Origin of the sequence: Mesorhizobium sp. M7A.F.Ca.CA.001.04.2.1 (assembly GCF_003998485.1) — a bacterium.
GTDB lineage: Bacteria > Pseudomonadota > Alphaproteobacteria > Rhizobiales > Rhizobiaceae > Mesorhizobium > Mesorhizobium ciceri.
In genome coordinates this window covers 1-447 of sequence record NZ_RZQT01000304.1, presented here as the reverse complement: position 1 = coordinate 447, position 447 = coordinate 1, and the positions used below count along the sequence as shown (strand labels likewise).

Sequence of the window (447 nt, the reverse complement as noted above, 5' to 3'; positions counted from 1 at the left end):
ATGGCGCTGAAGGCGGTGCCCGATGCCAATGCCTCGTGGACCGAAAGCGCCATGGTCAAGCACAGGCACGCCGATGTCGGCGTTGCCGTGTCGATCCCCGGCGGGCTGATCACACCGATCATCCGCAAAGCCGACGAAAAGACGCTGTCCACCATCTCCAACGAGATGAAGGATCTGGCCAGTCGGGCCCGCAGCCGCAAGCTGAAGCCGGAAGAGTATCAGGGTGGCACCACGGCGGTGTCCAATCTCGGCATGTTCGGCATCAAGGATTTTGCCGCGGTCATCAACCCGCCGCACGCGACCATCCTGGCGGTCGGCGCCGGCGAGGAGCGGGCAGTGGTCAAGAACGGCGAGATCAGAATAGCCACCGTGATGTCGGTGACGCTGTCGACCGACCACCGCGCCGTGGACGGTGCGCTGGGTGCCGAACTGCTGGTCGCCTTCAAG

1 protein-coding gene is annotated in these 447 nt (G+C 64.4%); it reads left to right on the top strand.

The window, feature by feature from the left end:
- A partial coding sequence (locus EN955_RS34645; protein ID WP_206523782.1) for a 2-oxo acid dehydrogenase subunit E2 occupies positions 1 to 447 on the top strand: 447 nt, incomplete at both ends.